This is a genomic window from Kitasatospora purpeofusca (genome assembly GCF_042691725.1).
In the GTDB taxonomy this organism is placed as follows: Bacteria; Actinomycetota; Actinomycetes; order Streptomycetales; family Streptomycetaceae; genus Kitasatospora; species Kitasatospora purpeofusca_B.
The window spans coordinates 435,730-461,925 of the sequence record NZ_CP170483.1 but is presented as its reverse complement, the minus strand read 5'-3'; the positions used below and the strand labels follow the sequence as shown (position 1 = coordinate 461,925).

The following is a 26,196-nucleotide window of genomic DNA, read 5'->3' as shown; positions in this document are numbered from 1 at the left end:
CCGGGAACGGCGGTGCCGGCTCCGCGCGTTGGGCGGACATGGTGATGATGTCGGGCCTGCTCCTCATGGCCGTGCTGGTGATCGTGCCCTTCACTCTGGCGGCGGGCCGGCAGGTCGTGGTGCGGTCGGGCCGGCCGGGATGGCTCTCCCGCCGCCTGGCCGCCCGAACGCCGAGCGGTGGCGGGCTCGGCCTCGGCGCCACCGCGACCGAGGAGTTGCACGCCTTCTTCAACGCGAACAAGCGCGTCCAGATCGAGCAGCGGCGGACTCAGCTGGTCCTGCGGGACGACGACCACACCGGTGCTCCGCCCCGCACCCGCCTCGACCTGGACCTCGGCATCGCCTTCATCGACCAGCAGCGCTAGGGACGCGCCCTCCGGGCACCCTACGACCCCGCCGGACGGGCCGTCGGGCCGAGGACCGTCCAGGAGGGGTGGGTGTTGACCTGGGCGACGGTGCCGCCGCTGAGTTCCCGGTACCGTCCGGTGATCGCCTCGGCCTCCCCGGTGGGCACCAGGTGCAGCCGGCCGCGGTGCACCGAGTACTGGGGCCAGCGGTAGCCGGCCGCGAGCCCGAGCGGCTCCTCCCACACCGGGGCGCCCGTCCGGTCCTGGTACACCAGTCGGCGGGGTGCCAGGGCGACGGCGGCCAGCTCGCCGGCGAGCCTGAGTTCGGCCAGCTCCCGGACGGCGTGCGGCAGCAGATTGATCCCCACCCCGAGCGCCTAGATGCCCCGCGCGGCCTCGCACACCAGCGGCTCGCCCGCGTGCAGGCTCAGGGCACAGGTCAGTCCGGCGATTCCTCCACCGACGACGAGGACCTTCATCCGTCCGAACCCGCCTTCCCCCGGGGCGCGGTCGGCGCCCGCTGCCTCCCGAGCGTACCGCCCGGACCGGCCTGTGATGACGCTGCGCGCGGGGTCAGCCGGCCACTACCTCCACGGTGTGGACGGCGTTCCGGGCGCCGGCCGGCGGCTGGACGCGGCCGCGGGCGTCGGTGGCCCGGCAGCGGATGCGGTGCGGGCCGGGGGTGAGGCGGCAGGGGAGGGTGAAGCGCTGCCAGACGGGCTGCGGGCCGCGCGGTTGGAGGAGCGCCGGCTGCCAGCCGCCGTCGTCGACGGCGACCTCCACCGAGACGACCGGTGCGAAGCTCCACGACCGGCCGGTCACCTCGTGCGTCCCGGCCGCCACCCGCTGGCCGTCGTGCGGGGCGAGGAGCTTGCTGTTGACGTCGACCTCCCGGACCGGACGCGGGGCGCCGCCGCCGGGCGGGCGGCGGGTGTAGAGGCGGGTGGTGAACAGGTGCTCGGGCCGGTGGTCGGCCAGTACCAGGCGGGTCAGCCACTTCACCGAGTTGGTGGCGAACATCCGGGGCGCCACCGCGCGCAGCGGGAAGCCGTGCCGCCCCGGCAGCGGTGCGCCGTTGACGGTGTCGGCCAGCAGCACCTCGTCCCGGGCCTGCTCCAGCGGCAGGTCCTTCAGGTACGTCAGCCCGCTCTCGCCCGCGAACGAGCCGCGGTCCGCTCCCTCGAACCAGATGTGCCGGGCCTGCGGGCGCGGGGTCGCGAGGTCCAGGACGGCGGCGAGCGCGACGCCGGACCACTCCAGGTTGGCGACCGCACGGGTCGGGACGTCGGGACGCGACGGGCTGCCGAAGCACTCGTGGAAGGCGGTCAGGCTCGTCCGCGGCAGCCCGCGCAGCGCCGACAGGTCCAGCCAGAGCGGCCGCTCCACCAGGCCCTCGACGGTCAACGTCCAGGAGGAGGCGTCCAGTTCGGGCGGCGGCCCGAGGTGGCTGCGGACGAAGAGGTGTCCGAGGGGGGTGAGGAAGCTGTCGGGAGTGCTCGGATCGGCGGGCGTTGCCTGCACGCGGGCTCCGTACGTCGTCGGGTGGGCCGGAATGGGCGGACCGCGGGGGGACCAGAGGAAGGATTCCGGCCCCGAACGATCCGTGTCCACCCCGCCGCCCGCAGCGGCCTGCCCCTTGCCCGGCCGCCGCACCGGGCGAGTGCCGTTGGGTCGTGGAAGGAGCGGTGCCTCACATCCGGGATCTCAGCACGTCGACCTCACAGCCCGGCGCGAAGGGGTCGAAGCCGTGCTCGATCAGCCAGCGGACTGCCAGCAGGCTTCGCAGCGACCACCACGCGTGGATCACCTCGAGGTCGATGGCGGTGCCATAGCCGGCGATGACGTCGTCGAGGTGCTCCCCGTGTCCGAGTGTGAAGGTGGCGAGGTCGTACAGGGCGTCACCCTGGCCCGCCTCGGACCAGTCGATGATGCCGGTGACCTCGCCGTCGTCGACGAAGACGTGCGCGATCTGCAGGTCGCCGTGCGTGAACGCCGGTGTCCACGGCCGGAGCGCGGCCTCGGCGACCTGGCGGTTGCGGGTGACCAGGTCGGCGGGCAGGACGCCGTTCGTCACGAGCGACTCGCACTCGTCGTCGAGTTCCGCCGCCAGCGCGACGACGCTCCGCCCCGCCCGGCCGGGCCGGGGCGGCAGCGGCGCGTCGTGCAGTTTGCGGATGGCGGCGCCCGCCGCGGCCCACGCCGCCGGTGACCCGGTCGACGGCCCGCCGAGGCGCCCGAGCGTCGTCCCCGGGAGTGCGGCGATCGCGAGTACGGGCGGCTTGCGCCACAGGACCTTCGGGGTCGGGACGGGTGCGAGGGACATCGCCTCGACCTCGACGTCGATGCGCGCCTGATCGGCGTCCACCTTCAGGAACACATCGCCGACGCGCAGGGTCGCGCGCTCGGAATGGGCGACGACGACTTGGACCTCATCCATGGGCGACCAGTATCCCGGGGACGACCGCCGACGTCGCCGGGTTTATCGCGGGCGACTGCGCGGCTGACCGCGTCCCGCGCCACCCGGCGGCCTCGTGCACGGCACCGACCTCCGGCCGGGTCACGCCCCGCGCCTCAGTCCGGGATGCGGGCCCCGATGCCGTCGAGCAGGAAGTCGAGGCCGGTCCGGAAGGTCTGGTCGGGGTCGAGGTGGGGGCCGTCGCGGACGACCGTGGCCAGGGCGGGGAACCGGCCCGTGGCGAAGGCCCGCTCCAGGTACGGCCCGTAGGCGGCCTGCCACTGCTCCTTGTCCATCCCGGTGGCCCGCTCGGCGCGCCGCTCGGTGATCTCCCGACGCACCGCGCCGACCACGTACGCGTTGACCGCGGCGATCGCGGGCACGGTGACGTCCAGTGCGACGCCGTCCATCGCGGCCACCACGGCCTCCCCGCCGGCCAGCGTGTGCGGCCCGAGCTGTGGCCGGCCGCCGATCAGATCGGCGAACCATTCGTGCCGGTGGGCGGCCTGCCGCGTGGCTTCGGCCAGGGAGTGCAGCACCTGCCGCCAGCCGTCCCCGGCCGGCCGGATCTCGGCGTAGACCGCGTCGACCATCAGGTCGAGCAGCTCGTCCTTGGTGGCGATGTAGCCGTACAGCCGCATCGGCCCGACCTCCAGCGCGGCGGCGACCTTGCGCAGCGACACCGCCTCCAGGCCGTCCGCGTCGGCCAGCCGGACCGCCGCTCCGACGATCCGCTCCCGGCTCAGCGGGGCCGGCGCCGGTCGATCCGACGGTTCTGGCCGCTCCCATACCAACATGCCGCTGACGATACCTCGCCCGCCTGTTACGGTGACTTTGCTTGATACGGTGTATCGACCGATACGGTGAATCGGAGTAGTCATGACCATCGCCATCGTGGGAGCCGGCCTGGGCGGCCTGCTCCTCGCCCGGGTGCTGCACGTGAACGGCATCGACGCCGTCGTGTACGAACGCGAGTCCTCGCGCGGCGCACGCGCTCAGGGCGGCATGCTCGATCTGCACTCCGGGACCGGACAGCGGGCGCTGCGCGAGGCCGGTCTGATCGACGGGTTCCACGCGATCGCCCGCCGCCAGGGCCAGGACCTGCGCCTCCTCGATCCGGACGGCACCCTGCTGCTCCAGGAGGACACGCCCGAGGACGCCCCGCTGGAGCGGCCCGAGGTCGACCGCGCCGACCTGCGCGACCTCCTGCTGGGCTCCCTCCCCGCCCACACGGTGCGCTGGGGGCACGCGTGCGAGTCGGCCGGTGACGGGCAGGTGCGCTTCGCCGACGGCAGCACGGCGGGGTACGACCTGCTGGTCGGCGCGGACGGCGCGCACTCCCGGGTCCGCGCGCTGCTCACCGACGCCCGGCCGGCGCACACCGGCCAGAGCGTCGTCGAACTCGGCATTCCCGACATCGACCGCACCCGCCCCGACCTCGCGGCGATGGTCGGACGCGGCAACTACTGGGTGCTCGGCAACGGGCAGTCCCTCGCGGCGCAGCGCAACGGCGACGGCCGGGTCCGCGTCTACCTCGGCTTCCACCACACCGCCGAGGACTGGTTCGCCGACAGCGGGATCCCGTTCGACGACCCGGCCGCCGCCCGGGCGCGGCTGATCGACCTGTTCGCCGGCTGGGACCCGCGGTTCACCGCGCTGATCGCGGCCTGCGCCGACACGATCCTGCCCCGGACGATCGCCGCCCTCCCGGTCGGCCTCACCTGGCCGCAGGCACCGGACGTCACGCTGCTCGGCGATGCCGCGCACCTGATGCCGCCGGTGGGGCAGGGCGCCAACATGGCGCTGCTCGACGGCGCCCTGCTCGGCCTCGCGCTGGCCGCGCACCCGGACGACTTCCCCGCCGCCGTCGAGGAGTACGAACGCGAGATGTTCGAACGCGCCGGCGCCGCCGGCCGCCAGTCCGCCTACGTCCAGGACATCCTGGCGTCGCCGGACGCCGGCCGGAGGATGCTGGCCTTCTTCCGACCCGTCTGACCGCAGCCGCTCCGACGCCGCTCCGACGCCGGGTCGACGCCGGGCCGACGTTGCCGGGCGTCACCGCGCGGCGCCGCACCGGGTGGGCCGGGGCCCCCGATACTGCGGCCGTGACCGTACACCGGGCGGGCCCCGACCGCCGATCCTTCCTCGCGGCGGCGGCCGCGGCCACGCTCGCCGTCCTCGGCGGCCCGGCCGCCGCCGCGTCCGGCCGTTCCCTGCTGGGCCGGGAGGTCCGCCGCCTGCCGACCGGGGAGCGGGTCCTGGCGCTGACCTTCAACGCCGCCTGGAACGAGGACGGCCTTCCCGAGGTGCTCGCCGAACTCGACCGCCGCGGCGTCGGAGCCACCTTCTTCCTCACCGGCCGCTTCGCCGAACAGCAGCCGGCCGCTGCCCGGGCGATCGCCGCCGCCGGTCACGGACTGGCCAACCACTCCTACGACCACCCGCCGCTCGCCGACCTCACGGCGGACGGCCTGCGCGCCCAGGTCCGCCGGGCCGACCGGGCGATCCGCGACGCCTCCGGTGCCGTACCCCTGCCCTGCTACCGCTTCCCCTACGGCGAGACCACACCCGAGGCCATCGCGGTGGTCAACGCCCTCGGCCACGCCGACATCGAGTTCACCCAGGACACCAACGGCTACCTCGGCACCGCCGGCGGCATGACCGTCGAGCAGGCCGTCGAGCGCGCCGTCACCGCCCTCACCCCGGGCGCGATCCTGCAACTCCACCTCGGCAGCAGCCCCTCCAACGGCCCCGGCCTCGACCCGGCCGCCCTGCCCCTGATCCTGGACGCCGCCGAGACCCGCGGCTACCGCGTCACCACCCTGGACACCTTCCTCGACCCCGCCACCGGCCTGCCCACCTGACGGCCACCTGCGCCCCGACGCTCGCCGGTCCGGCGGACACCGGCCGGCCGAGCACGACGTCCGCGGAGCGCTGGGCGCGAAGGACCACTCCGAGCGCCTCCGACGAAGGATCTCCGTAACGGTGTGTGCCGACGGCGCCCCGGGGTAGGCGCGCGGCGGCAGAGGCGGTGACCGATCCCCTGGGGACCGCTATGGACGAGCGACACGGACTGGACGCCGGGCAGGCACCGGGCGGCACGCGCCGACCCGGCGAACGCCGCGACCTCCCGCTCGCCCCGTTGGAACTGCGGCGGCCGATCGCGGCGGTCATCCTGGTGCTGTTCGGCTGCGCCGCCGCGGCCTTCGCCGTCCTCGCCCCGCGCGGCGGTGCCGGCCCGGCGCCGGACCGGGCCACCTGCGCCGTCCTGGCCGCCGTCTGCGCCGGGTGCGCCGTGATCGCCCTGTCCGGCCCGCCGGTGGTCCTGCGGCGCCCGCGCCGCCGGGGGGACCGAGGCCCCGGACCGACGAGGAGGAGGACGTGACCGCGCTGTTCACCAACCGCAGGGACGCCGGACGCAGGCTGGCCCGGCGGACGGGCGAGTACCTGCGCGCCCGGGCGGGGGAGGAGCCGGTGGTCGTCGGGCTGGCCCCGGGCGGCGTCGCGGTCGCGGCCGAGGTCGCGCGCGAGCTGGCGGCCCCGCTGGACGTGGTGGTGGCCCGGCCGCTCAACGCGCCCGGCAACGGCACCCCGCTCGGCGCACTGGCCGACGAGGGCCCGCCGGTGCTGAACCGGCGGGCGATGCGCGGCCTCGGGCTGGGGGAGGAGGACCTGGAGGCCGAGGTGACCCACCAGCGCGTGGAGCTGCACCGGCTGGAGAAGCTGTACCGGGACTGCAGGCCGCCCGTTCCCGTGGACGGCCGGACGGTGGTGCTGGTCACCGACGGGGTGGTGTTCGGGCCGGTCGTCCCGGCCGTGGTGCACGCGCTGCGCGGGCGCGGGCCGGGCCGGCTGGTGCTGGCCGCGCCGGTGTGCGACGCCCGGTCGGCGGCGGGGCTGCGCCGGGTGGTGGACGTCCTGCTCTGTCTGCGCGAGGCCACCTACCTGCACGCGGCGGGCCCCTGGTACGGCGACTTCCGGGACGTCACCGACCGCGAGGTGGCGGTCCTGCTGCGCGAGCATCCGGCGGCGCGCCGCCCGGGCTGAGCCGCCGAGTGGGTTGGGAGCCGCCGAGCGGGCTGAGCCGCCGAGCGGGTCAGATGCCGGTGGCCGGGAGCAGCAGCAGGTGCTCGGGGTCGAAGGGCATCCAGGCGGGGGCCTCGCCCCGTCCCACCGCCCGGACGCGGCACCACGCCTGGGCGCCGGCCGGGCGCCACCAGGCGTTGATCCGGCCCACCGCCCAGCTGCCGTCCGCCCGGTTGATCTGGACCGGCTGGTAGGCCGGTTCGACCTCGTGCTCCGGCGGCTGCCAGCCGGGCACGTCGGCCGGGCGGGTCGCGGCAGTGTGCTGCCGGGGATTCTCTGCCATGTCTCCCCCTCCTGGGCGGGCCGTCGGGCCAACTCTACAGGCGTGTAGTAGTTCGTGGGGGTCCGGTGGGTGAAATTCGGTCGAGCGGGCGGGTGCCGGGCGCGTACGGTCTGGTGCCGCGCGGGAGTCCGGGGTCCGGCGCCGCGCCCGGACGCGAGCGAGGCCGGAGGCAGGGGGACGCGTCGTGGCCGCTGGCTGGGGTGCCGCGTTGTTGCTGGGCCTGGTGGTCCTGGTGGGCTCGTCCGTGCAGCGGCTGGCGGGTGTCGGCTTCGCGCTCGTCGCGGGACCGGCCCTGGTCCTGCTGCTGGGGCCGGGCGAGGGCGTGACGCTGTCCAACTGCGCGGCCGGGGTGATCAGCGCCATCGGGTTGGCCGACACCTGGCGGCGGGTGCGGCTCGCCCGGATGCTGCCGCTGATCGGCGCGGCCGCCTGCACCGTCCCGATGGGCGCCCGGATCGCCGGCCGGGTGCCCACGCCGGCCCTGCTGATCGGCATCGGACTGCTGGTCAGCGCCGCGGCACTGCTGCTGATCCGGGGCGTGCGGGCCTCCGGGCTGCGCGGCGTCCGGGGCGCGCTGGCGGCGGGTGCGGCCAGCGGCTTCATGAACGCCGCCGCCGGGGTCGGCGGTCCGGCCGTCTCCCTCTACGCCGTGAACACGGGCTGGAGCGCGCGGGAGTTCGTGCCCAACGCGCAGTTCTACGGGGTGGCCGTCAACCTCTTCTCGCTCGCGGCCAAGGGGGTCCCGCACCTGGCGGCGCCCGCGTGGTCGACGACGGCGGCCGGGATCGTGCTCGGCGCGGGCGTCGGCAAGGCGCTGGCGGAACGGGTGGCGGAGCGCCGCGCCCGGGCGGTGGTGCTGGGCCTGGCGCTGGCCGGCGGCCTGACCACCCTCGGCAAGGGGCTCTGGGAGCTCTGACCGGGCTCCGGCCGGGCTCCGGCCGGGGACACGGCCCCGGGGATCGGCTCACCAGTCCAGGCGGCCGTCCTCGACCGTGCCGTGCGCGGGCAGGTCGTCCGCGAGGGAGTGGAAGTACTCGGCCAGCGAGTCATGGGTCTCGAACTCGTTCACGTCACCGTCGCTCCATCGCCCCAGCAGGCCGGTGCCGGTGTCGATGAACCGGCCGTAGAGCCAGTCCGTCTCGACGGCGAAGGGGATCCAGTCGCGGTGCCAGCCCAGGCAGGAGGGGTCCGGATCGGGTGACGGCTCCATGGCCTCGATCCCGGTGCGCCATTCGTACACCTTCACGATCTGCTCCACGGAGAGCAGGTGCCAGCCGCAGGGGAGGAAGCTGCCGCCGGGGGCGGCGAGGTTGCCGCTCGACGGGTCGTCGACCGTGCGCACGCCGTTGTTGGTCAGCAGCCAGGTCCACAGTTCCTGCGGGAAGCCCACACCGAGCCTCGTCTCGGCGTCGAGGAGCATCTTCGGTGTCGCCGGGCCGCCCAGGGCGGCCGCGCTCGCGGGGGCGTTGCGTTCGAGCCACCTGGTGACCCGGCCCCATGCCTGCCGGACGTTCTGTGCTTCGCGTGACCGTGTCTCGTTCATCAAGGGCCGAAGGTAGCCCCTTGGTCTGACATCCCACCACGCCGGGCGGTCGGCCGGTCGCTTACCCGGCCCACATACCGGGCCTGGGTACAGTGACCGCCATGTGCCCGGACGCCGCCCCCCTCTCCCGCGACCCCCGTCGCCGCGGGGCCGGGGCGGCGCTCGTCCTCCTCCTGCTGACCGCCCTCGGGCTGATCGGCCATCACACCCTGCCGGCCGGCGTCACCCCGGCCCCGCACGCCGCCGCGGCGATGGCCGCGAGCGTCCACCAGCACCCCGGCGCGGCCGCGGCCGGCCACCGGGCCTCGACCGTCGCCGACCGTCCGGCCCAGGCCTGCGCCGAGCACCGGGTCTGCTCCTCGACGGTGCCCGCGCGCGGCGTCCTGCTCGACGCCCCGCCGCCGGCGGGCCTCCTCGCCGCGGGCTCCGCCGGACCGGCGCCGCGCCGCCCGGCGACCGCGCCCGGCATCCCGTGGCCGGGCGCGCCCCCGCCCGACCTCGACCTCCTCTCGATCTCGCGCAGATAGGCGCCCCACGGCGGCCGGGAGCGGCACCGCACGCCCCCCGCCGCCGGTCAGCCCTGTCCACCGGCACGGCCGACCGGGCCGCTGCCGACGCGCACTCATCCGAGAGACCTCGATGCCCGAATTCACCGTCAACCGCCGTTCCCTGCTGCTCGCGGGCCTGGGCGCCGCCGGCGCCGGCCTGCTCGCCGCCTGTTCGGACGCGGCCGGCACGCCGCCGCTCGTCGACCCGTCCGGCAGCCCCGTCGCCGAGGCGGAGACCAAGCGGCGCGGCACCGGCCGCGAGCGCCCGGTCACCGTCACCGCGACGGCCGGCACCGTCGACCTGGGCGGCGGGACCACCGCCGCGACCTGGACCTTCGGCGCCCTGCCGGGCGCCGCCGTCCGCACCACGGCCGGCGACACCCTGGTCGCCACCCTGAACAACCACCTGCCCGCGCCGACCTCCCTGCACTGGCACGGCCTGGCGCTGCGCAACGACATGGACGGCGTGCCGCCGGTCACCATGCGGCAGGTCGCCCCCGGTGGCAGCTTCACCTACCGCTTCGTCACCGACCGGCCGGGCACCTACTGGTTCCACCCGCACGTCGGCGTCCAGCTCGACCGGGGCCTGTACGCGCCGCTGATCGTCGAGGACCCGCAGGAGCCGCTCGGGTACGACGAGGAGTGGGTGGTCGTCCTGGACGACTGGCTGGACGGTGTCACCGGCACCCCCGACCAGGCGTTCGCCGAACTCCGCAAGGGCATGGGCGGCGGCAGCGGCGGCGGTCACGACATGAGCGGCATGAGCGGCACGGGCGGCACGGGCGGCATGGGAGGGATGGGCGGCCACGACATGTCCGGCCACGACATGGGAGGCACGGGCGCGCCCGCCGGGCAGCAGCCGTCGTTCATGCTCATGGGCGCCACCAGCGACCTGCTCGGCGGCGACGCCGGCGACGTCCGCCACCCGCACCACCTGGTGAACGGCCGGATCGCCGCCGACCCCGAGGTGTACCGGTCCACGCCGGGCCGGCGGGTGCGGCTGCGGATCGTCAACGCGGGCGGCGACACCGCCTACCGCCTCGCCCTGGGCGGCCACCGGCTGACCGTCACCCACACCGACGGCTACCCGGTGCGGCACGAGGAGGTGGACGCCCTGCTGGTCGGCATGGGCGAGCGCTACGACGCCCTGGCCACCCTCCAGGACGGCGTCTTCCCGCTGACCGCGCTCGCCGAGGGCAAGGACGCCGCCGGCCGGGCCCTGGTCCGCACCGGTGCGGGCGAGGCGCCGGCCGTGAGCGTCCGCCCCGCCGAGCTGAACGGCCGGATCCTGGCCGCCGACGGGCTGCGGGCCGCGGACGAGGTCCGGCTGCCGGCGCGCACGCCCGACCGCACCCACCGGATCGAGCTGACCGGCGGCATGGCCCGGTACGACTGGGCGCTCGACGGGCGGCCCTTCGACATGGCGGACCCGACCGCCCACCCGTTCCTCGTCGGCAGCGGCGAGCGGGTCCGCCTGGAGTTCGTCAACCGGACGGAGATGTGGCACCCCATGCACCTGCACGGCCACACCTTCCAGGTCGGCGACCAGGGGCCGCGCAAGGACACCGTGATCGTGCTGCCCGGCCGGACGGTGACCTGCGACTTCGACGCCGACAACCCCGGCCGGTGGATGACGCACTGCCACAACGCCTACCACGGCGAGGCCGGGATGATGGGCCTGCTCGCCTACCGGGCCTGAGCCCGGCCCGGGCGGCGGGCCGCACCGGCCCGCCGCCCGGGTGGGGACGGCTTCAGTCCTCCCGCACGACGACCGTGCACAGCCGCTTGGTGGCCCGGGTGAGCGCGACGTAGAGGTCGCGCTCACCGCCGGGGCGGGCGGTGGTGATCCCGTCCGGGTCGACGACGACGGCCGTGTCGAACTCCAGGCCCCGGGCCTCGGAGGCGGGCACCAGCCGGGCCCACTGCGCGACCCCGGCCGCCGTCAGGACCGCCGTCAGCGCGGCGGCCGACGCGTCCGGGCAGACCACGCCGATCAGCTCGCCGGGATGGGCGGCCGCCTGCGCGCGCAGCTCCGCGCGCAGGACGTCGGCGAGCGCGGCGGGCGACGCGCCGAGGGTGCGCGGCCGCTCGCCGTGCCGGATCGAGCCCACCGGCGGCTGGTCCGGGGCGATCCTGGCCAGCAGCTCACGGGTGGCGGCCAGGATCTCCTCGGTGGTGCGGTAGCTGACGGTCAGCGTGCGCAGGTCGAAGCGGGCGCCGAGGTGCGGGGCCAGCGCCTCCTGCCAGCCGCGGGCGGTGGTCGCCGGACCGGCCTGGGCGAAGTCGCCGACGAGCGTCATCGACCGGCCGGGGCAGCGCCGCAGCACCATCCGCCACTGGAGCGCGGTGAACTCCTGCGCCTCGTCCACCACGACATGGCCGAACGACCGCCGCGGCGGGCCGTCGAGCAGGGCCGCCGCCTCGTCGAGCAGCGGCAGGTCGGCGTCGGTCCACGGCGCGCCCGGGGCGCGCAGCAGCAGCGCGCGCTCTTCGGCGGTGAACTCCGGCAGGTGCGCGGCCAGCGCCCCGGGGTCGCCCAGCAGGGCGTCCACCACCGCACCGGGCGTCAGGTGCGGCCACAGCCGCTCGACGGCGCGCTCGACGTGGTCGTCGTCGAGCAGCTCGGCCCGCATCGCGTCGACGTCGAACCCGGGGCCCTCGTCGGCCGGACCGGGGTCGTGGCCCAGGCGGCGCAGGTCCGCCGCCGCGACCCGGTCGAGGTCGATGCCGGTCAGCGAGGCGACCTCGGCGTCGATCCGCTCCAGCGTCTCGGCGGCGCCCCGGGCCAGCGCCGCGGTCACGACGTCCACCAGCAGCTCCTTGAACAGCCGGCGGGCCCGGTGGTGGGCGAGACCGCCGCCCCGGGCGGCGTCCCGCACCCGGGAGACCTCGGCAGCGTCGAGCCGGACGTCCTCCTGCCCGACCCGGACCTCCAGCCCGCCGTCCGGCGCCTGCCGCGCGCGCACCACCGCGGCCAGGGCCCCGGCCATCGCGGCGTCGCCCTTGAGCCGGGCCGCCCGCGGCCCCTCGACGGCCTCCGGCCCAGCGGTGGCCGCGCCGACGGCCAGTTCGGCGCAGGTCGCGAGGACGACGTCGTTCTCGCCGAGCGAGGGCAGTACCTGCGAGATGTAGTCCAGGAACCGGGCGTTCGGCCCCAGCACCAGGACGCCCTGCTCGGCGGCTTTCGGGAAGGCGTACAGCACATAGGCCGCGCGGTGCAGCGCGACCACCGTCTTGCCCGTGCCGGGACCGCCCTGGACGACGGTGACGCCCCGGTGCGGCGAGCGGACGATCGCGTCCTGCTCGGTCTGCAGGGTGGCGACCGCGGTGCCCATCCGCCCGGTGCGCCGCTCCTGGAGCGCGGCGGAGAGCGGGCCGTCGCCGACCACGTCCTCGGCGGTGGGCTCGGAGCCGTCGAGCAGCTCGTCGCTGACCCCGACGACGGCGCGCTGCGCCAGGCGCAGGTGCCGGCGCCGCCGCAGGCCCATCGGGTGCACCGGCGTCGCCTCGTAGAACGCGCGCGCCGCGTCCGCCCGCCAGTCGACCAGAGCGGGCAGCTCCTCCTCGTCGCGCTGCAGGCCCAGCCGCCCGATCCGCAGCGCCGTCCCGTCCGCCAGGTCGATCCGCCCGAAGACCAGGCCGCCCTCGGCGCCTTCGAGGCGGCGCACCTCCCGGGCCAGCCGTTCGGCCGCCGACTGCCGCTCGTAGGCCTCGCGGGCGCCGTCCGCCCGGGTCGCCAGCGTCACGGCGAGCTGCGCCCGGGTGTCGGCGAGCCGGTCGTCGAACAGCGCGACGACGGCGGCCACCTCCGCCCGCTCCAGTCGCACCTGGCGTACCACGTTCTCCTCGGCCTGCGGCACAGGAAGCGCTCCCCTCTCGGTTTCGGCCTGTCACTATGCGTGGTGGCGCGGGGAATGTAAACGTTGACCTGACGCCCCGGAGCGTGTCCTCGCCCCGCCGCTTCGCGGGAAAGCGACCGACCGGACACCCGGCCGCGCGATGGCGGCCCGGTGTCCGGTCGGCAGGTGGTACGCGGGAGCGCGGTGCTCAGGACTCCTTGATCACCACGGTCTTGGCGGGCTTGTCGTGCAGCGCCTGCTGGAGCGGCTTGTCCCACAGCGGCCACAGGACGTTCAGCAGGGCGAACAGCGAGCCGATGCAGTAGACCGCGTTGGGCAGCGTGTAGAGGGCCGCGCGGATCAGCAGCGAGTTCTGGTCGGGCTTCCCGCCGCCGCCCTGGTCGACGACCCGCAGCTTCATGACCTTCTTGCCGACCGTCTGGCCGCCCTGGGTGACCAGCATCGCGGCCTCGTAGCCGAAGGAGACCAGGGCCGCCACGACGTAGTACAGGATCGAGGCGCCGAGGACGGCGAAGAGCAGCACGGTGGGCACCAGCAGCACGCCGACATCGATCAGCCGGGCGACCAGGCGCTCGCCGATCGGGGCGAGCGGGCGGCCGCCGGGCACCGGGGAGCCGCCGTACGCGCCGGCTTGGGGGTGCCCGTGCGGCCAGGAGCCCTCGGGCTGGCCGTAGGGCTGCTGCGGGGGAGTGCCGTAGCCGGGCTGCCCGTACGGCTGCTGGCCTCCGTAGGGCTGCTGCTCCCCGTAGGGCTGGCCGTACGGGGCCTCCTGCTTGTACGGCTGCTGGTCCCCGCCGTAGGGGTTCTGGTTCTGCTGGCCGTGGGGATTGTTCCCCTCGTACGGGTTCTGTCCGTACCCCGTGGGGCCGTTGGTGCTCATGCTGGCTGGTTCCCTGCCTCGGCGACGGTGGTACGGCTGTTCTATCGATCATTCGTCGATCTGGGGAAGGCCGATCGGCAAGTCGTTACCGATCGGGGGCACCGTTGTCGCCGAGCCGTGCGGCCGGGAGTCCGTTATGTTCGAAAATGCCGGAATCAGCCCGCGCCGCCCGTCGCGGCGGCCCGACCAGGGAGACGGCCATGACCGGTGCACCCGAACCCATCAGCGACGCCGGCCGGACCGCGCTGGAGCGGGAACTCGCCGAGCTGCGCACGGAACGCGACGCCGTCGTCGCGACCCTGCGCGGCGGCGACGGGGTCGGTGACCCGGCCGACCAGGCCGACGAGTTGCAGCGGGCCGACCGGCTGGACCTGCTGGACGGCCGGATCGCCGGGATCGAGGGACGGCTGCGCGAGGCGGCCGTGGCCGGGGCGCCCAGCACCGAGAGCGTCGGCGTCGGCAGTACCGTGACGCTGCGTTTCGCGGACGCCGACGAGATGACCGTCAGGATCGGCGAACTCGCCGAGGAGCTGGACCCGGACCTGGTCACCGCGGACAGTCCGCTCGGCCGGGTGCTGCTCGGGTGCCGGGCCGGGGAGACGGTGGAGTACGAGGCGCCCGCCGGGCGGACGACCGCGTTCGTCGTCTCGATCGGCGGCGGCGCGGCGGCGTAGCAGCGTGGCCGGCCGGGCCCGGACGGCTCAGGCGGCTCAGGCGGCTCTCAGGCGGTGAGCCGGCCGGGGTGGCCCGGGACCCAGAGCGGCACCGGGACGGTGGGCGCCATGTGACGGGCCGCCCGGGCGTCGAGGACGGCCAGCGCGCGGTCCCGGTCGCCGTCGGCGAGCTCCGCCAGCGCGGCGGCGGCGGCGCGGGCGCAGGCCAGGACGAGGGCCAGCAGGTCCTGGCGGCGGCAGTGGTCCCGGACGTAGGCCTCGCACCGCTCGGCGACGTGCCCGGCGTGGGCCTCGCGCTCGGCCTCGGCGGCGGGGCCGGTCCCGGCGCCGGCCGAGCGGACCCCGTGCCAGAGCAGGACGAGCGCGTCGGGCTCGGCGGGGTGGGACGCCCCGGTCAGCCGGGCCAGCTCGCGGGCCTCGGCCGAGTCGCGGCCCAGCCGCGCCAGGGCGGCCGGGCCGTCGCCCCGGTGGCGGCGCAGCACCAGCTCCGCCGCCCGTCGCACCACCGCCCGCAGGACGGCCTCCGCCGGCACCCGCAGGCCGGGCGCCGCCGGATCGGCGAAGGTCAGCCACGTGTCGGCGAACGAGGCCGCCCGCAGCTGCCCCAGCCACGGTGCGGGCCCGGCCGCGGGCGCCAGCCGCTCCTCGACGGCGAGGCGGATCAGCCCCACGCCGATGAGGTCCGGCGCGCCCGCGTCGGCTCCCAGCCCGATCAGTTTGGTCCTCACTGCGTACCCCCCGGTCAGTGGCCGTCACTCGTTCCGGCCCATCCCATCACAGAGCGGCATGGAGGAACTTGATCACGGCACCGATGAGACGCACGCCACGCGCGGGGGCGAGGCCCGGCCGGGGGCGTCAGCCCTGGTCGGCGGGCCCGTCGGAGGTCTGCGCGGGCTCCTCGGAGGTCTGCGCGGGCTCGTCGCGGAGCTCGAAGGGCGACGGCGCCGGGAAGTAGGCCCGCAGGAAGCCCGTGACGGCCTCCTCCTGCTCCTCGGGCGACATCAGGTCACGGGTGCCGTCCGCGAGGCAGAAGTAGTCCGCCCAGCGCTCCTCGTGGAGCTGCGCGAGCCGGCCCATGTCCTCGGTGCTGTCGGTGACGAAGTAGCCGTCGTAGAGGTGACCCTCGACGGTGCGGGCGGTGGCGTGGCCGTAGTGGATGGCCAGGGTGACCGGCGCGAGGTCGTCGGCCGACCGGAACGGCGAGCGGACGGTGTCGTGCAGCTCGCCCTCGAACCGCTCCGCGCTCTCGGCCAGCACGCTGCGGCGCAGCGGGTGCGGGGAGTGCTTGAGGGTGCGCGGGTAGGTCTTCCCGACGGCGGAGGCCAGGGCGGCGCGGGTGTTCTTCTGCGCGGCGACGTACACCGAGTCGCCGGGCTCGCCCGCGCCCGGCGGGATGATCCGGTCGTCGGGGAAGTACCGGGGCATGCCGTTGCCGAGGAAGAAGTCCTCCGGGATGAGCGGGCGGCCGAGGAAGACGTCGTCGTTGAGGTAGAGGAAGTGCTCGGCAAGCTCCGGGACGAGGTGCAGCCGGGTCTCGATGGCGTGGGAGTTGAAGACCGGGCCCGCCTCGGTGCCGGCGAACAGCTCGCGGTGCGGCACGACGGTCAGGCCCGGGTGCTCGGTGTCCAGCCAGTGCGGCGTCTGGTCGTCGGTGACCAGGTGGACCCGGCGGATCCACGGCGCGTGCGCGGCGAGGGCGCGCAGGCAGTAGCGCAGTTCGTCGCGGTTGCGGAAGCGCTGGTCGGCGTCGCCCGCGATGCCGCTCTCGGCGACCCCGTCCTCCTCCGCGATCGGGGCGGCGGTGTGCGCGAGGCGGGCGCGGGCGGCGGCCCGGCGCTCCTGCCAGGCGGGGTCGGAGTCGTCGACCCAGGTGATCACGGCCTCGATCGGGAACTCGACCTGCTCGGGGAGCGAGACGGCGAAGACGTCGAGCAGCGGGAAGGTCCGGCCGCCTATGGTCGTGGTGGCGTTGGCCTCCAACGAGGGCACCCACCAGCCGAACGGCGTCTCGTCGATCGACGCGATGGCGCCCTGGGAGGGTGCGGCGGAGTCCCAGAACTCCAGGTCGCAGCCGGTGTCGGGGCCGTACAGCAGGGTGTCGATCACGGCCGGGCGGTAGATGCGCACGCCCTTGACCCGGTCCGCCGGCCCGCGGTCCCCGTCCTGGTCCTGGTCCTGCTCCCGGTCGCCGTCGGTCCCGTCCTCGGGCGCCTTCGGCGCGGGGTCCAGCAGGTCGACCGCGCCGGGCAGCTGCTCCGCGAGCACGGTGGTGAGGGTCCGCCCGTGCTCCAGCAGGTCGGCGTAGACGGCCTGGCCGGCGAACGCGGCGGCCAGCGCCTCCAGCACCGCCGAGCGGTCGCCCGGGCGGATCGCCAGCCGGTGGCGCGGGTGCCGGTCGGGCACGATGCCGTGCGCGATGCCGGTCGCCTGCAGTGCCGTGCTCACCTCGGCCAGGTTGCCGTCCCGTCGGTCGGCGGGCAGCAGCGTCCGGCGGGCCTCGGCCAGGTGGTCGCGGTGGCGCACGACGCCCGGGAGCGTGCCGAGCAGCTCGTCCTCCCGTGCGGAGCGCTCCTCGCCGAGCCGCTCGTACGGCGGTCGCGGCTCCTCCTGCACGGCGTCCTCGTGCCCGGCCCCGTCGTCCCCGTGCTCGGGCGCCGCCTCGGGCGCCGCCTCGGGCGCCGCCTCCTCGTGCCGGGCCTCGGGCACGACCCCCTGCGGCACGGCCTCCTGCGGCTCGGCGGTCGGCTCGGCCGGGGCGCCGGCGAAGGGTTCGGCGGGCGTGCCGTCGGAGGGCCGGTTGCGGCGGGCCAGAGCGGTCAGCGGGCGCATCTTGGCCGCGAAGGTGGCCGGGCGGATGGGCAAAGGGAACTCCAAAAGGCGCCCGGCTGGGGCGCGGGTCAACGGGCTTCCGGTTCGGACGTGATGGTATGCGACTATGGAAACTTTGTGTTGAGCAATGGTAACAATCGCATGTCTGTTTGACCCCGAGAGGGCTGCGGACCTGCGGGATTCGCACCGCGTGGAATTGTCATGACCTATTCATTCGACCTCGTGCGCTCCGCCGGTCGGGCGGCGGCGCCCCCTCCGGTCTGCATATGCAGGTGATCGACATATGACGAAAGGTGTCCTATGGTGTGGGCGAGGCGGGCGGCCGGCTCCGGAGAACGGACGAGCCGTGGGGGGTGTGGGCGCCCGCCGCACACGCGTGGTCCGGCAGACGGCCGGGCCCCGTATCCCGTGGGAGGACCGCAGTGCACCACCGTTCCCGTTCGCCCAAGCTGCTCGGTGCCGCGATCGCCGCCGTCCTCGGGCTGGGCGCGCCGCCGGCGTTCGCCGCTCCGGCCGCCGACAGCGACCCCGTTCCGGGACTGGTCGCCGGAACGGACACCGACGCCCCGCAGCTGGTCACCGGCCTGACCGACCGGGCCCCCGGCGCCACCCCGGGCGAGGCGGCCCGTGCCCACCTCGCCGCCCACCAGGACCGCTACCGGGTCGACCCCGCGCAGCTCGTGGAGACCGGGACCGAGCGGGCCGCCGACGGCCGCCGCACCGTCAGGTTCGCGCAGCGGCACGGCGGCATCCCGGTCTTCGGGGGCACCTACCTCGTCCACCTGGTCGGCGAGGGCGACGGGCAGCGGGTCGAGTCGGTGGGCGGCAAGTACTTCACCGGGCTCACCGCCCCGACCGCGCAGAGCGTCCCCGACGAGGTGCTGCGCCGGCTCGCGCTCGGCGCGGTCGAGGACCCGGCGACCCGGGAGGGCGCCACGGCCGAGGACCACGGCCTCGTGGTGCTGCCCGGCGGCGCCGGCCGGCTCGCCCGCCGGTTCACCGTGGCCGGCCCCGACCCGGCCGTCAGGGCGGGGAAGGCCCGCGAGGTCTTCGTCGACGCCACCGTCGGCGAGGTCGCGCTCAGCTACGAGGTCGGCGCTCCGACCGCCCAGGCCGCCCCGGCAGCCTCGTCCGCCCAGGCCGCCGGTGCCCTGGAACCCGCCACGGGCACCGCTCCGGACGTCTTCGGCCACCGCGTGCGGGTGAACCTCGGCCGCCTCCCGGACGGCACGTACCAGCTCACCGACCTCACCCGCCCCGCCACCATCACCGTCTACGACGGGGAGGGGCGGGAGGAACTGGACTTCCGGGGCAGGATGCCCGCCGACGCCCGGCCCGCGGCCTCGGCGACCCCCGACTTCCCCGCCTCCGCCGGTGCCACCGGCGCCGCCAACGCCCAGCTCAACGCCGCCGCCGTCTACGACTTCTACCGCGACCGGCTCGGGCGTCAGGGCATCGACGGCAAGAACGGCCCGATCACCGCGGTGGTCAACCTCACCAGCTTCGGCGGGCCGCTGCGCAACGCCGCCTGGGACGGCCGGAAGATGAACTACGGCAACGGGAACGACAAGGAGTACCCGTACGCCGTGGCGCTCGACGTGGCCGGCCACGAGATGACCCACGGCGTCGTCGAGAACACGGCCGGGCTCGTCATGCAGGGCCAGTCCGGCGCGCTGGACGAGGCGATCTCCGACTACTTCGGCAACGCGATCGAGGTGACCGCCCGCGGCGTGTCGATGGACGACCCGCGCGCCGCCCTGCTCGGCGAGGGCCTGTGCCGCACCGGCACCCCGGAGGCCTGCGTGGAGCGCCGGCTGGACGACCGCCGCACCACCGTCGGAGACTACGCCGGCCTGCCGTCGGAGATCGACAGCGGCGGCGTGCACCTCAACTCGACCATCATGGGCGGGGCGCTGTGGGACATCCGGCGCGCCCTCGACCCGCTCACCGCCGACCGCCTGGTCTACCGCGCGCTCAGCGAGTACCTCACGCCGCTCGACGGCTTCGTCGACGCCCGCAACGCGCTGCTCGCCGCCGGCCGGGCGACGGGTCTCACCCGCGCCCAGCTGCGCGCCGTGGCCGGCGCGTTCGACGCCCACGGGATCAAGGAGGGCTGGCAGCGGCGGATCGGTGTGGACAGCCGCGTGCTGCTGGGCGACATCCCCAGCGGGCTCATCACCCCGGACGCCGCCGACGGCCGCTGGGTGGCGGCCACCACCGGGCACGGCTTCAAGGGCAACCTCGGCGTCCTCGCCGGCACCGTGGCCGGCTCCGCCGAACCGGTCCGGCTCAGCCCGGAGGACGGCCGCTCGCACGGCTGGCCCGCCACCGACGGCAGGACCGCCGCGTGGGTGGCCCAGGGAGAGGTCGCCCCAGGCGCCTGGGGCTGGGAGGTGCTGGCCCGCCCGATCGACGGCGGCCCGGTGCGGAGCCTGCGCGGTGCCCAGAACCAGATGCTCTCGGACGTCCGGGTCTCCGGCGGGAACGTCGCGTTCCGGGTGAACGACTTCGCCACCCGCCAGGCCCGGCCCGCGCTCTCGCTGAACGGCGCTCCGGCGGTCGAGATCCCGCTGCCCGACGGCCACGACGCGACCGACCTCACCCTGCGGGGCGGCCTGCTCGGCTGGACCGAGACCTGGTCCGCCGGTGAGCGGACGGTGTACGCGCCGACCGTCTACTCGATCGCCACGGGCAAGGTCGTCGCCCAGTACGTGCTGGACGGCGCCACCGCCGTCAGGGCCGGCCAGACCCGGCTGGCCGGCGACCGGCTCCTCTGGGTGGAGACGCCGGAGGGCAGGGGCAGCTCGATCCGCTCCGGCGCCGTGGACGGGTCCGGCGTGACCGAGCTGCTGACCGGCGGCACCGACGACCGGCGCGGGATCGCCGGCCTCACCGTCTCCGACCGGGCCGTGACCTTCAGCCACGTGTTCCACTGGCAGGGCGGCGTCGTGAAGAACGCCGAACTGCCGAAGCTCTGGCAGCTCCCGCTCACCGGCGGCACCCCCGAGCGGGTCTCCTGCAACCGCGGCGGCCAGTACGCGCCGGTGGCCGACCGGGGCACCCGGGTGCTCTGGCTGGACGCCACGGCCGGCCGCACCGACCTGGTCGTGCGCGAGCGCGCGGCCGGCACCTGCTGACCGGAGGGCGGCTGCCCCGGGATCCGATCCACGGCGTCCGACCCCGGCGCCAGGACCCCGTCCGCCCTCCGGTCGCCCGCCCGGCCGCTGCACCCGCGGCGCCCGGGCGGGCTTTCTGCCGTCCTGGCCGTCCTGGCCGTCCTCGCCGGCCGCCTTCCCGGGCGTCGCGGACAGTGAACCGGTGCGGAAACGGCATCAATCGCCCCATCCTGGGTACGAACAGCATCGGAGCGGTCGTCGAGCACCGCCGATCGTTCCCGCGCCTTTCGGGCGCCACCTGGACCGTCGCTCGAAGAAGCCGGGCAGAGGTCTTCGGGACGAGGAGCCGCGGTGAGCGGGCGATCCCGCCCGACGTCCCCCGCGGCCCGTGGCGTTCCCGCTGCCCTGGAGAACAGCCGTGTCCACTCCGACACTCAGAACCGGCCACCCCTCCCGCGCCCCGTCGACCTCCGCGCCCCGCGCGCCGGCGGACGGGCTGCCACCCGATCTGCCCCCGCGCCCCACCGAGGCGCAGCTGCGGGTCATGGGCAAGACCGAGGCCCGCGGACTCAGCGACGCGCTCTTCGAGCGGCTCGCCGGGCTGCCCCGCGAGACGCACGCCTACAGCTACGTCCGCGGGACCGTCATCGAACTCAACATGCCGCTGGTGCGGTTCATCGCCGGCCGCTTCCGCCACCGCCCGGAGGACATGGACGACATCCTCCAGGTCGGCACCGTGGGGCTGATCAAGGCGGTCGACGGCTACGACCCGAAACGCGGCGTCGAGTTCCTCACCTACGCCATCCCCACCATCGCCGGCGAGATCAAGCGGTTCTTCCGGGACACCTCCTGGCCGGTCCGCGTCCCGCGCCGGATGCAGGAGTGCTACCTGAGCGTCGCCCGCGGCTCCGACCGGCTGGAGCAGCAACTCGGCCGCCTGCCGCACCCCGAGGAGATCGCCGACGCGCTGCACCTCACCGTGGACGAGGTGGTCGAGGGGCTGGTCGCCGGCCGGGTCTACCGGCCCGACTCGCTGGACGCGCTGCGCGAGCAGGACACCGACGAGTCCGGCAGCGCGCTGCTGGACCGGCTCGGCGCCCGGGACCCCGGCATCGAGCTGGCCGAGTTCCGCACCGCCGTCCGGCCCCTGCTCGGGCAGTTGCCGCGCCGCGAGCAGGTGGTGCTCAAGCTGCGCTTCTGGGAGGACCGGACGCAGTCCGAGATCGCCGAGCGGATCGGCGTCTCGCAGATGCACGTCTCGCGTTTGCTCTCCGCCACCCTCGCGCACCTGCGCGAACAGCTGGAGGACCGCGCGGCGGACACCCGGTCGGACGGCCCGCCCGAGCCGGGCTGACCACCGGTTTCCACAACCGGCGCCCCTTCGGGCGTTTCCGGCCCCCCGCAGCGGTTAGCCGCCCTGCGGGGGGCCGTCGGCACGAAGGCGGCCGTCGGCGACCGCACCGGGCCGTACACCGACGCCGGCGGCGGCTACCGACGCGAGCAGGCCGCCCGGATCGGCGACGCCCGCCGGCACCGCGTACCCACCCGGAGGAGCACCCGCCATGACCAGCCGCCAGCCCCGACCCCCCGACGGCACCGCGACCGTGCCGGACGAACCCGCCGGACTCACCGTCCGGGCCCGGCCGTGGGCCCGCGGCAGCGTCCTCGCCCTGCGCGGCGAACTCGACCTGGACTCCGTCGCCGTCCTGCGCCGGGCCCTCGACCGCGCGCTCGCCCTCCCCGGTACGGTCGTCGTGATCGACTGCGGCGACCTGGCGTTCTGCGACTCCACCGGCGTCAGCACGCTGCTGGAGGCCGCCGTCCGCGCGGCGGGCTCCGGCAGCCGGATCGAACTCGCCCGCCCCCGGCCCCTGGTCCGCCGGGTGCTCGAACTCACCGGCGCCACCGACGCGTTCCCCGTCCACGACACCGTGCCGCCGTAGCACCCGCCTTCGCGGAGGACCCATGACCAGCACCGGCCCGGCGGCGCTCTTCGACGTCGAAGGAACGCTGCTGGACGCCACCTACCCGCACACCCTCGCCCGGTGGGAGGCGCTGCGCCAGTACGGCCGCACCGTCCCCGCCGCCCGGGTCCACCGCGCCGTCGCCATGGGCGCCGACCGGCTGCTCGACCACCTGCTCGGCGAGCACCGCGACCGCGACGACGACGAGCGTCACGGCCGCCCACGACGCCCTCTGCGCGCAGTACGGGCCCGTCGTGCGGCCGCTGCCGCTGCCGGACGCCGTCGAACTGCTGCGCCCCTGCGCCCCTGCGCCCGCCGGGGCCGGCGGGTCCGAGCGTGAACCGGCCGCGCTGCGCGCCGACGTCGAGAGCGGCGGCCACTTTGCCCAGGACCTCCTCGGCGCCGGCGCCGCCGAGGTCCACGCCGACACCGGCGAGCCGGCTGAGGCCGTCGGCCGTTGCCTTCCGGTCGACCCGGCTGGGCCCGGCCCGCGATACTGGAGGTCCGGGCGGGTCCGCCCGCCCGGAGGTCCCGCGTGCGCGCCGGGGTGTCGGCCGACGGCACCGGGTAGGCGCGTGGCGGAACCCGTCGAAACCGGGGAGACCGTCATGCAGCTCGCTTTCCTCGCCCCGCTCCTGGACCGGCCCGGCCCCTGGGCCTCCGTCTACCTCGACACCGACCGCGGCACCGAGGACGCCGCCCGGCGCCGCGCCCTGATCGACCGCGCCGCCGTCCGGCGACTGGCCGGGCTCGGCGCCGACGAGGCCACCCGCGCCGCCGTCCGCGAGTACCTGGCCGCCGAGGCGGTCTCCGGCTCGCCCCCCGGCCGCGCCGTTTTCGCGGCCGGCGGAGAGGTCGCCCTGGACGTCCCGCTGGCCGCCGCACCGCCAGACGTCGACGCGGCCTGGGCGCCCCTGCCGCACACCGCGCCGCTGCTCGCCCTGCGCGGCGACACCGCGGCCCCCTGCCTGATCGCCGCCGTCGACCGGACCGGGGCCGACCTCGAACTGCGCGACCTCGGCCGCACCACGCCCGTCGGCACCGTCGAGGCCCCCCAGTGGCAGGGCCGCGGCCACCGCGCCCCGCCCGCCGACCGCTACGAGTGGCACTACCGGCACCGCCGCGAGGACGCCTGGGACCGGACCGCCGGCATCATCGCCGACCACCTCGCCCGGACCTGGCCGCAGAGCGGCGCCCGGCTGCTCGTCCTCACCGGCGACGCCCGCGAACGCCACGCCGTCCGCCAGCGGCTGCCGCAGCAACTGCGGCCCGACACCGTGGAGATCGACGGTGGCGGCCGGGCCGGCGGCACCTCCCGCGAGGCCTTCGAGCGCCGGCTCGCCGAGGCCTGGGCCGCCCACCGCAGCCGCCGCCTGGACGACGCGCTGGACGCCTTCCGCACCGGCATCGGCCGGCCGGGCGAGCACACCGTGACCGCCGAGGGCGTCGACACGGCCCCCGGCGCCGCCGCACAGGGCGTGCCGGCCGTCGTCGACGCCGCCCGGCAGCACCGGCTCGCCACCCTGCTGCTCCAGGAGGGCGGCCACGACCAGGACCGGCAGGTCTGGGTCGGCCCCGCCCCCGGACAGCTCGGCGTCCACCGCAACGACGTCCGCAGGATGGGCGTCGCCCACCCGGGGCAGGCGCCCGCCGCCGACGCCCTGCTGCGCTGCGCCGCCGCCACCGGGGCCGACGCCCTCGCCGTCCCCGCGGCCGCCCCCGGCCCGGTCGGCGGCCTCGGCGCCGTGCTGCGCCGACCGGAGTGACCGTGCCCGGTTCGCCGCCCACCTGCTGGACCACGGCGGGCCGGGCGCAGCTCGCCGCGCTCACCCCTGCCCGACGGCCCCGGCGGAGCGGCACCCGGTCCGCGGCGGTGTCGCTGCCGCCCGGTCGGCGCCTGCTCGCGCATCCTTCTCCTGACGACCGGTCAGGGTGCGGCGAGGGCGCGGAGGGTGCATGGACGAGCGGCGCGGCATGGCGGATCGGCGGCGGTTCCTCGGGCTGACGCTCGCCGCCGCGGCGGCCGGGGCCTGCACCCGCTCACCCACCGCCGCGCCCCCGGGCGCGGCCCGCGATCCCTCCCCACCGGTCCCGTCCACGCCCCCGACCTCACCCTCACCCTCGCCCGCGGCCGCCGAGAACGCCCTGCCCGGCGACGCCGACTGGCGGATCACCGCCGCCGGCCCGCCGGAGGCCGTCGAGGGCTACGCCGCACAGGTCAGCGCCCTGCCCGGCGAACGCGTGCGCCTGCACGTGTCCACCACCGCCCCCGCCTTCCGCGTCAGCGCCTACCGCATGGGCTGGTACGGCGGCGCGCGCGCCCGCCTGGTCTGGCGCTCCGAGCCGGTGCCCGGCACGGTCCAACCGCGCGCCGCTGTCGATCCCGTCACCCGCAGGGTGACCACCTCCTGGCAGCCGTCCACCGAGCTGGACACCGCCGGCTGGCCGCCCGGCAGCTACCTGCTGCGCCTGGACGCCGACGGCGGGGCGGGCCAGCGCTACGTGCCGCTGACGATCCGCTCGGCGACCACCGCCGGCACGACCGTGGTCGTCAACGCCGTCGGCACCTGGCAGGCGTACAACCAGTGGGGCGGCCACGACCTCTACGACGGTCCGTCGGGAGGACTGGCCACCCGGTCGCTGGAGGTCGGCTTCGACCGCCCCTACCTGGACTACGACGGCGCCGGCCTGTTCCTCGTCTACGAGGCGCCGCTGGTCGCGCTGGCCGAACGGCTCGCGCTGCCGCTGTCCTACGTCACCGGCGTGGACGTGCACCGCCGCCCCGGGCTCCTCGACGGCGCGCACGCCGTCCTGTCGCCCGGCCACGACGAGTACTGGTCGCCCGAGCAGCGCGTGGCGGTCACCGCGGCCCGCGACGCCGGGACGAACCTGGCCGTCCTGGGTGCCAACTGCTGCTACCGGCGCGTTCGCTACCAGCCCTCCCCGCTGGGCGAGGACCGGATCATGGCCTGCTGGAAGGGCGACTGGGCCCGCGATCCCGGCTACCTGGACGGCGGGCCCGCCACCACCGACTACCGCCTCGGGCCCGGCGCCGACCCCGAGAGCTCCCTGCTCGGCGTGCTGTACGACGGCTACCCCGTCGACGCGCCGTACGTCGTCACCGCGCCCGGGCACTGGGTGTTCGCCGGCACCGGCGTGGCGGCGGGCGACTCCTTCGAGCACCTGGTGGGCGTCGAGTACGACACCGTCGACGCCGCCCGTTCCTTCCCCCGCCCGTTGGAGATCGTCTCCCACTCGCCCGTGGTCTGCGAGGGCCGCCGCGCCCACGCCGACACCGCCTACTACACCCATCCCTCCGGCGCCGCCGTGTTCGCCTGCGGCACCATGCGCTGGGTCGAGTCGCTGGACGCCGAAGGCCCGGCGACCCCCGGCGTCAACCACGGTCTGGACGGGCGCACCGGCGCGATGACCCGGCAGGTGACCGAGAACGTCCTGCGCGCCTTCGCCGCCGGCCCGGCCGCCGCCGCCCGTCCGGCCCAGGACAACGTGCGCGGCGTGTACCCGGGGTGAGGCACCGGCCCGCTCGCCCGCCCCGTCCCACCCGGCGTCCCGGGCGAGCGCGGGCCCGGTCGGCCGTCCGGGCTCCTCGG

Annotated in this window: 24 protein-coding genes and 1 pseudogene; 15 read left to right on the top strand and 10 right to left on the bottom strand. The window is 76.0% G+C overall.

What is annotated here, in order from left to right; genetic code table 11:
- Positions 1-38 precede the first annotated feature (38 nt).
- Positions 39-365, top strand: coding sequence for a DUF6191 domain-containing protein (locus tag ACFCLZ_RS02070; protein ID WP_380282845.1), 327 nt, complete (start codon positions 39-41; stop codon positions 363-365).
- Between the two features lie 146 nt (positions 366-511).
- Here the strand turns inward: ACFCLZ_RS02070 and ACFCLZ_RS02065 are convergent.
- The 4 genes and pseudogenes from ACFCLZ_RS02065 to ACFCLZ_RS02050 all read right to left on the bottom strand — a co-directional run.
- Positions 512-826 (bottom strand): annotated as a pseudogene (locus ACFCLZ_RS02065) (flavin-dependent oxidoreductase); the annotation flags it as partial.
- A gap of 94 nt (positions 827-920) precedes the next feature.
- The gene (locus ACFCLZ_RS02060; protein ID WP_380282844.1) at positions 921-1,868 is read right to left on the bottom strand and encodes a molybdopterin-dependent oxidoreductase; all 948 of its coding nucleotides are present in this window, start codon (positions 1,866-1,868) and stop codon (positions 921-923) included.
- A 169-nt stretch (positions 1,869-2,037) separates the two neighbouring features.
- Entirely contained in the window at positions 2,038-2,784 is a 747-nt protein-coding gene (locus ACFCLZ_RS02055; RefSeq protein WP_380282843.1) for a phosphotransferase family protein, read from the bottom strand.
- 134 nt (positions 2,785-2,918) lie between these two features.
- Complete coding sequence (locus tag ACFCLZ_RS02050) at positions 2,919-3,599, bottom strand: TetR/AcrR family transcriptional regulator (protein WP_380282842.1); 681 nt, start codon at positions 3,597-3,599, stop codon at positions 2,919-2,921.
- Between the two features lie 82 nt (positions 3,600-3,681).
- On the opposite strand from ACFCLZ_RS02050, the gene ACFCLZ_RS02045 reads away from it, so the two are divergent.
- The 4 genes from ACFCLZ_RS02045 to ACFCLZ_RS02030 all read left to right on the top strand — a co-directional run bounded on the left by ACFCLZ_RS02045 (position 3,682) and on the right by ACFCLZ_RS02030 (position 6,849).
- On the top strand, positions 3,682-4,797 hold the full coding sequence (locus tag ACFCLZ_RS02045; protein WP_380282841.1) for an FAD-dependent oxidoreductase: 1,116 nt from the start codon (positions 3,682-3,684) through the stop codon (positions 4,795-4,797).
- A 110-nt stretch (positions 4,798-4,907) separates the two neighbouring features.
- Positions 4,908-5,666: a polysaccharide deacetylase family protein gene (locus ACFCLZ_RS02040; protein ID WP_380282840.1), complete on the top strand. Its 759-nt coding sequence runs from the start codon at positions 4,908-4,910 to the stop codon at positions 5,664-5,666.
- A gap of 191 nt (positions 5,667-5,857) precedes the next feature.
- Complete coding sequence (locus tag ACFCLZ_RS02035) at positions 5,858-6,187, top strand: hypothetical protein (protein WP_380282839.1); 330 nt, start codon at positions 5,858-5,860, stop codon at positions 6,185-6,187.
- Positions 6,184-6,849, top strand: a complete 666-nt coding sequence (locus tag ACFCLZ_RS02030) for a phosphoribosyltransferase (protein WP_380282838.1) — start codon at positions 6,184-6,186, stop codon at positions 6,847-6,849. The genes ACFCLZ_RS02035 and ACFCLZ_RS02030 overlap by 4 nt, the downstream gene beginning before the upstream one ends.
- Before the next feature lie 49 nt (positions 6,850-6,898).
- On the opposite strand, the gene ACFCLZ_RS02025 is transcribed toward ACFCLZ_RS02030, so the two are convergent.
- Entirely contained in the window at positions 6,899-7,171 is a 273-nt protein-coding gene (locus ACFCLZ_RS02025) for a hypothetical protein (RefSeq protein WP_380282837.1), read from the bottom strand.
- 184 nt (positions 7,172-7,355) lie between these two features.
- On the opposite strand from ACFCLZ_RS02025, the gene ACFCLZ_RS02020 reads away from it, so the two are divergent.
- Entirely contained in the window at positions 7,356-8,087 is a 732-nt protein-coding gene (locus ACFCLZ_RS02020; RefSeq protein ID WP_380282836.1) for a TSUP family transporter, read from the top strand.
- A 48-nt stretch (positions 8,088-8,135) separates the two neighbouring features.
- On the opposite strand, the gene ACFCLZ_RS02015 is transcribed toward ACFCLZ_RS02020, so the two are convergent.
- Complete coding sequence (locus ACFCLZ_RS02015) at positions 8,136-8,714, bottom strand: SMI1/KNR4 family protein (RefSeq protein ID WP_380282835.1); 579 nt, start codon at positions 8,712-8,714, stop codon at positions 8,136-8,138.
- Positions 8,715-8,815: 101 nt separating this feature from the next.
- Here ACFCLZ_RS02015 and ACFCLZ_RS02010 point away from each other — a divergent pair, with 101 nt between their 5' ends.
- Positions 8,816-9,241, top strand: a complete 426-nt coding sequence (locus ACFCLZ_RS02010) for a DUF6153 family protein (RefSeq protein ID WP_380282834.1) — start codon at positions 8,816-8,818, stop codon at positions 9,239-9,241.
- A 112-nt stretch (positions 9,242-9,353) separates the two neighbouring features.
- On the top strand, positions 9,354-10,961 hold the full coding sequence (locus tag ACFCLZ_RS02005; RefSeq protein WP_380282833.1) for a multicopper oxidase family protein: 1,608 nt from the start codon (positions 9,354-9,356) through the stop codon (positions 10,959-10,961).
- A gap of 52 nt (positions 10,962-11,013) precedes the next feature.
- Here the strand turns inward: ACFCLZ_RS02005 and ACFCLZ_RS02000 are convergent, their stop codons facing one another.
- Both ACFCLZ_RS02000 and ACFCLZ_RS01995 read right to left on the bottom strand, forming a co-directional pair.
- Complete coding sequence (locus ACFCLZ_RS02000) at positions 11,014-13,122, bottom strand: HelD family protein (protein ID WP_380282832.1); 2,109 nt, start codon at positions 13,120-13,122, stop codon at positions 11,014-11,016.
- A 187-nt stretch (positions 13,123-13,309) separates the two neighbouring features.
- Complete coding sequence (locus ACFCLZ_RS01995; protein WP_380282831.1) at positions 13,310-14,002, bottom strand: RDD family protein; 693 nt, start codon at positions 14,000-14,002, stop codon at positions 13,310-13,312.
- A gap of 200 nt (positions 14,003-14,202) precedes the next feature.
- Here ACFCLZ_RS01995 and ACFCLZ_RS01990 point away from each other — a divergent pair, with 200 nt between their 5' ends.
- The gene (locus ACFCLZ_RS01990; protein WP_380282830.1) at positions 14,203-14,676 is read left to right on the top strand and encodes a GreA/GreB family elongation factor; all 474 of its coding nucleotides are present in this window, start codon (positions 14,203-14,205) and stop codon (positions 14,674-14,676) included.
- Between the two features lie 47 nt (positions 14,677-14,723).
- On the opposite strand, the gene ACFCLZ_RS01985 is transcribed toward ACFCLZ_RS01990, so the two are convergent.
- Together ACFCLZ_RS01985 and ACFCLZ_RS01980 are read right to left on the bottom strand one after the other, a co-directional pair.
- Positions 14,724-15,404 carry a hypothetical protein gene (locus ACFCLZ_RS01985; protein ID WP_380282829.1) on the bottom strand — a complete coding sequence of 227 codons (681 nt, stop codon included), beginning with the start codon at positions 15,402-15,404 and terminating at the stop codon, positions 14,724-14,726.
- Between the two features lie 127 nt (positions 15,405-15,531).
- Positions 15,532-17,538 carry a stealth family protein gene (locus ACFCLZ_RS01980; protein ID WP_380282828.1) on the bottom strand — a complete coding sequence of 669 codons (2,007 nt, stop codon included), beginning with the start codon at positions 17,536-17,538 and terminating at the stop codon, positions 15,532-15,534.
- Positions 17,539-17,927: 389 nt separating this feature from the next.
- Here ACFCLZ_RS01980 and ACFCLZ_RS01975 point away from each other — a divergent pair, with 389 nt between their 5' ends.
- The 6 genes from ACFCLZ_RS01975 (at position 17,928) to ACFCLZ_RS01950 (ending at position 26,116) form a co-directional block, all read left to right on the top strand.
- Positions 17,928-20,642: a M4 family metallopeptidase gene (locus ACFCLZ_RS01975; protein WP_380282827.1), complete on the top strand. Its 2,715-nt coding sequence runs from the start codon at positions 17,928-17,930 to the stop codon at positions 20,640-20,642.
- 397 nt (positions 20,643-21,039) lie between these two features.
- Entirely contained in the window at positions 21,040-21,975 is a 936-nt protein-coding gene (locus ACFCLZ_RS01970; protein WP_380282826.1) for a SigB/SigF/SigG family RNA polymerase sigma factor, read from the top strand.
- 208 nt (positions 21,976-22,183) lie between these two features.
- Positions 22,184-22,564, top strand: coding sequence for an STAS domain-containing protein (locus ACFCLZ_RS01965; protein ID WP_380282825.1), 381 nt, complete (start codon positions 22,184-22,186; stop codon positions 22,562-22,564).
- Between the two features lie 22 nt (positions 22,565-22,586).
- The gene (locus ACFCLZ_RS01960; RefSeq protein WP_380282824.1) at positions 22,587-22,925 is read left to right on the top strand and encodes a hypothetical protein; all 339 of its coding nucleotides are present in this window, start codon (positions 22,587-22,589) and stop codon (positions 22,923-22,925) included.
- Between the two features lie 268 nt (positions 22,926-23,193).
- Positions 23,194-24,351, top strand: coding sequence for a hypothetical protein (locus tag ACFCLZ_RS01955; RefSeq protein ID WP_380282823.1), 1,158 nt, complete (start codon positions 23,194-23,196; stop codon positions 24,349-24,351).
- Between the two features lie 190 nt (positions 24,352-24,541).
- Positions 24,542-26,116, top strand: a complete 1,575-nt coding sequence (locus ACFCLZ_RS01950) for a N,N-dimethylformamidase beta subunit family domain-containing protein (protein WP_380282822.1) — start codon at positions 24,542-24,544, stop codon at positions 26,114-26,116.
- Positions 26,117-26,196: the final 80 nt, after the last annotated feature.